The sequence below is a fragment of the Streptomyces sp. NBC_01571 genome, assembly GCF_026339875.1.
GTDB lineage: Bacteria > Actinomycetota > Actinomycetes > Streptomycetales > Streptomycetaceae > Streptomyces.
In genome coordinates, this window is the sequence record NZ_JAPEPZ010000015.1 from 1 (window position 1) to 5075 (window position 5075).

The following is a 5075-nucleotide window of genomic DNA, read 5'->3' on the forward strand; positions in this document are numbered from 1 at the left end:
TCGGCCGTGCCGGTCCGGGTCGTGCCTGACTCGGCCGTGCCGGTCCGGGTCGTGCCTGACTCGGCCGTGTTGTTTCGGGTGGAGGGGGTGGGGTGGGGGGCCTGGGCTTGTGACTGGGTTCTGGTGGGTGTGCCGGCCATGACGGCGTAGGCGTCCTCGGCGGCATGGTCGGCCGGGTGGTCCTGGGACGGTGTGGCCGTCGCCTGCCGGGTCCCGTCCCCGGCCGCGCCGGTTGTGTGGTCGGCGGTCCCGGTCCTGCGGGTGTCCCTGGCGTCCGCCCGCGGGGGCCGCTGCCCCGTCCCTTCCGCGGTCCGCTCCGTCGTTGGCTCCGCGGCCCCGTCCGCGGCCCCGTCCGCGGCCCCGTCCGCGGTCCCGTCCGCGGCCTGGTCCGCGGTCCGTTCCGCGGCCTGGTCCGTGGTCCGTTGCGCAGTCCCGTCCGCGGTCCCGTCCGTGGTCTGGTCCGTGGTCTGGTCCGTGGTCCGGTCCGTGGTTGGTTGCGTGGTCCGTTCCGTGGCCCGTTGCGTGGTCCGGTCCGCGGTCCGTTGCGTGGTCCGTTGCGTGGTCAGGGCGGGGTGGGAGGTGGTGGGCAGGGGGGGGTGGGAGGTGGTGGGCAGGGGGGGGTGGGAGGTGGTGGGCAGGGGGGGTGCGGGGGTGCGGGCCGGGTCGGTGGCGGGACGGGTGCCTGTGTTTGTGGTGGGGTCGCTTTCCGTGGTGGGGCGGGGGTTGTCCGGTGTGCTGGTGGGGTCGTTGTCCGTGGTGGGGCGGGGGTTGTCCGGTGTGCCGGCGGGGGTGGTGGTGGGGCGGGGTGTGGGTGGGGGGGTGGTGCGTGCGGTGGTGAGGGTGTGGTGGAAGGTGTTTTCGTGGCGGGTTTCGTGGCGGAGCCAGGCGGTGAGTTCGTTGTCGTCGGTGCGGGGGAGGGTGGGGTCGGTGTCGGTCTGGATGCGGTCGTGGACGCGCAGGGTGTCCTCGCGGAATTCTTCTGCGAGGCGTTCCAGGGCGGGTTCGTCGATGTGGTAGTGGTGGGCGGGGCTGTCGGGGTGGCCGGTCAGGGTGTGGAAGTCCTGGCCGGCTTGTTCCATGAGTGTCTGGCGCTCGGCTTCGTGGATCATGCGCCGGGACAGGCCGGCGTGCAGGGCGTCCAGGCTGTCCTGGAAGGGGCGGGCCGGGGTGGTGTCGCCGGCCGCGGGCACGCGGGGGCCGGCGGGTCGTGGGGGCGGCGGTAGTCGGTGTGGGCCGGGTGGCTGAACCAGTCGGTGTCGACGGCGTGTTCGACGTCTTTGTCGAAGACGCGGGCGAGCCGTTCGCGTCCGGCTTCGCCCAGGGGTGCTCCGTGGGCGGGACTGTCCTCGAAGGTGTCTGCCGCACGGTGGAAGAGGTCGCGTGCCTGTTCCAGGCGTTCGTGGCGGACCCGGGCGTGTTCCAGACGTTCCAGCAGCAGCCGCCGGCCGGTCGCTTCCTGCAGATGCTGCTGCCAGTGGCCGGTGAAGTGGCGTGTGTCGCCGTGGTGTTCACGCAGGACGGTGTGCGCGGTGCGCAGATCGTCGGCCAGGTCCGCGCGGGCCCGTTGCAGCACCGGACCCGGGATCTCGACTCCGGTCTCCTTGACCTGCCCGGCCAGGGCGTCGAACACGTCCAGGCCCTGCGCGACGTGCCGTTCCCGCATCCCGAGGTGATGGATCTGTGCCGGCAGCTGTTCATACAGGCGGGCGATGAGCGCCTGTGCCTCCTGACGCGCCCGGAGGTGCTCAGGCGTGTCCGGGCCACCGGAGATCCGGCCGAGTGCGGTGACCGCCTGCCGGTGTACGGCCTCGAGCCTCTCACGCAACTGATCCACTGCCACCCGCTCCTGCGGCAGGGCTTGCCGCGTCTGCGGTTCTTGCGGCAGCCGTTCCTGCCCGGCCAGGTCCCCGCGGCGGCCGGAGCCTTCACGCCCGGCGGGGACGGGATCACCGTGAACCCGGTCACCGCCGCTCAGGTAGCGGCCGCCGAACAGGTCCTGGCGGCGGTAGTCGGCCACCGCCCGCTCGAACCGCTCCCCGAACACCTGCCCATGGCGCTGGTGCTGGGAGAGCTGCTCCCACATCCGCGGCAGCACGGTCTCCGCTTCGGCCAGCACCTGCCGCTGCTGCGCGGGCGTGACCCGGCCGCCTGTCTGCCCGGCCAGCTCCTCCAGCCGGGCCCGTACATGAGCGTGGTAGACCTCCAGGAACTGCCCGTGAGCCGTGTCACCGGCGGGCAGGTACCGGCCCGCGAACACATCCGCGCGTACGAACTCCTCCCGCGCCCTGTCCAGCCGCCCGCCCGACAGATGTTCCGCCGCGGCCAGCCGGTCGTGGAACGCCGCGTCCCGCTGCTGCCGGAACTCCTCCCACCGCGCCGACGGACCCCCTGCCCCGCCCCGGCCGCCGTCGGCACCCGCAGACGAGGGCGGGCCGCCGGGAACGGCACCCGCATACGAAGGCGGGCTGTCGAGAACGGCATCCGCGTACGAGGGCAGACCGGCGTGCCCGCCCGCCGGGTGCACGCCGGCCGTTTCCGCCACCCGGCCCCCCTCCGGACCAGCCGCCCGCGCACCCGCCCGCGGGGCGGTGTGCGCGTCTGTCTGCGGGGTGGTGTGCGCGTCTGCCCGTGCACCCGTCTGCGTACCCGTGTGCGGGGCGGCCGGGTGCGGGGCGGCCGGGTGCGGGCGGGCCGTTTCCGTCGCCCGGCTTCCCTCCGGGCCAGCCGTCTGCGTACCTGTGTGCGGGGCGGTGTGCGCGTCTGTGGTCGTGTGGCGGCCGGCAGTGGTCTCACCGGCACCGGTGACGCTGGTGCCGGTGCCGGTGCCGGTGCCGGTGCCGGTGCCGGTGCCGGTGACGTTGGTGCCGGCACCGCTGGTGCTGGTGACGTTGGTGCTGGTGCCGGTGGTGCTGGTGACGGTGGTGGTGGTGCCGGTGGTGCTGGTGACGGTGGTGGTGGTGTCTGTGTCTGCTTGTGGGGGTGTACCGGTGAGGCCGGCCGGCTTGGTTGTGGCCGGTTTGTGTTCGTGGGGTCCGGGGCGGTAGTAGGAGGGCAGGCCGTGGGAGAGGGTCGTGGTGGTGCGCCGGGGGGTGAAGGAGAAGGTGCCGGCGGGCCGTGTCAGCGGATGGTGTGGACCGGGCAGCGCGTTCACACCCCCCGCACCCGCACCCGCACCCGCACCCGGGCCGGTGCCGGTGCTGGTGCTGGTGCCGGTGGTGGTGGTGGTGGTGGTGGTGGTGGTGGAGACGGTGGGGGGTTTGCCCAGGCCGAGGGCGGAACGCAGTTTCCAGCCGGCTTTGCCGCCCAGGTGGGCGCCGGCGTGGCCGAGGAGGGCGCCGAGGGCGCCGGAGGTGAACGTGGCCAGGGAGGTGGTGAACTCGCCCAGGGTGATGGCGTTGTAGGTGCCCTCGGCCAGGTTCATCGCGCCGCCCCACAGGGCGGCCTCTCCTGCCAGCGCGGTGATCTTGTGGCCGAAGTCGGGGGCGAATGCCCGGGCCACGTCCCGGGAGAACACCCCCCGCAGCACCGCGGCCTCGGCGGGCAGGGTGTGCAGCGCCGCCGTGAGTGCCTCTTCCATGTGCGTGGTGCCGAAGGACCGGGTGAACGCCCGTGTCCAGCCCTCGCCCAGCTCCCGTGCCGCACCCGCCGTCATCAACTGGCCCAGATGCTGCTCGAACAGGTCTCCGACACCGATGGACACCGCTGTGACACCGTCACCGCGGCCCTCGCGCAGCGCCCGCGCCAGGCGCGCGGTGCGCTGGGCGAGGTCCTCGCCCCAGTCCCTGACCGCGGAGCGCACGTCCGGACCCGCTCCGGCCGCCGGTTCCCGGCCCGCGGCCCTGCCCGGTTCCCGGCCCGCGGCGGTGTGCGGCGGCGCATCCAGCGCGGCGTCGACCGCTCCCCGCAGTGTGGCGGCCGCGTCCCGCCCGAACGCCTTGCCCAGCAGCCCCCCCAGCGCACCGCCCACGAACGGCACGAACGCGCTGAACACTCCCTGCAGCGCCCCGAACCCCACCGCCTGTTTCAGCAGCTGGCCGGAGTCCTCCAGGGTGTAGCCCTGCTCCTGGGTCAGCCACTTCGCGAACTCGTGGGTCGCCGCCGCCAGCCCGACGTTCAGCACCTCCTGCGCGGCCAGCCCCGCCAGGAACCGGAAGATCACACTGCGCAGGATCGCCCGGTAGGTGGCGCGCAGCACCGCCTGCTCGGCCAGCGCGCCGAACGGGTTCCACACCGCCATCGCCATGACCAGCGACCACTCCACCAGGAACAGGTTGAGCTGGATGACGGTCATGTTCTTGTAATACGCCGCGTCCGCCCGGGTCTTCTCCCCGTACCGGGCCAGCTGCTCGGCGGTGTCGGTCAAAGCCTTGATCCGGTCCGCCCCGGCCCCCGTGCCGAACGTGGCCATCGCCGCCGCGTACGCCTGGCTCCAGGAGCCCTCGACCGCGCCCTGGACGGAGTGCGACACCTGCGCGATCAGGTCCTGCAGCTCCCGCAGGTCCCGCTGCAGCTCCACATGCGGTTCCACCACACGCTGCCGCATCGCAGCCTCGTCGAGATCAGGCCACTCCATCCCGGTGAGGAACTTCAGCAGGTTCCCCAGCGGCGAGCCCGGCGACAGATCCACTACCCACCCACCCCGCACACCCCTGTCCGTACCGCGGCACGTCCGCCGTCGCCGGCCCACCGGCCCACCCGCTGCCCCGGCACACGCACACCACACTCCACACTCTGCACACGTAAACACCCGCCCGGAGGGTTCACCCACCCCGGGCCGGACATCAGGTGATGCCTCTGGCCGGCCTGTGCATTGGGCGGGTGGGCCGTCCGGCCCGGACGCGGCCGGCGAGCGGTCAGCAGGACGGGCCGGACAGTACCGGGACGCCGCCGTCGCCGAGCCGGGCCGCGCGGCCGATGCTCCTCGGCGACCGCGCGAGTTTGCTGGTGACGCCGCCATCGGGGCGGACAGCTCCGTGAACGTCACCGTGACCATCGCCACGGCCGAACCGGTGCCCCGGACCCGGCCATCACCGAACACGGCAGCTTCGCGCACACCGGCTGTCACGGCACTGCTC

The 5075-nt window shown here is 73.5% G+C and carries 1 protein-coding gene and 1 pseudogene; both read right to left on the bottom strand.

Features of this window, described 5'->3' with window-relative positions; all coding sequences use genetic code 11:
• Positions 1-1190: pseudogene (locus OHB41_RS51970) on the bottom strand (hypothetical protein); the annotation flags it as partial.
• The gene (locus OHB41_RS51975; RefSeq protein WP_266709828.1) at positions 1106-4627 is read right to left on the bottom strand and encodes a WXG100-like domain-containing protein; all 3522 of its coding nucleotides are present in this window, start codon (positions 4625-4627) and stop codon (positions 1106-1108) included. The gene OHB41_RS51975 and the pseudogene OHB41_RS51970, both read right to left, overlap by 85 nt.
• Between the last annotated feature and the right edge of the window lie 448 nt (positions 4628-5075).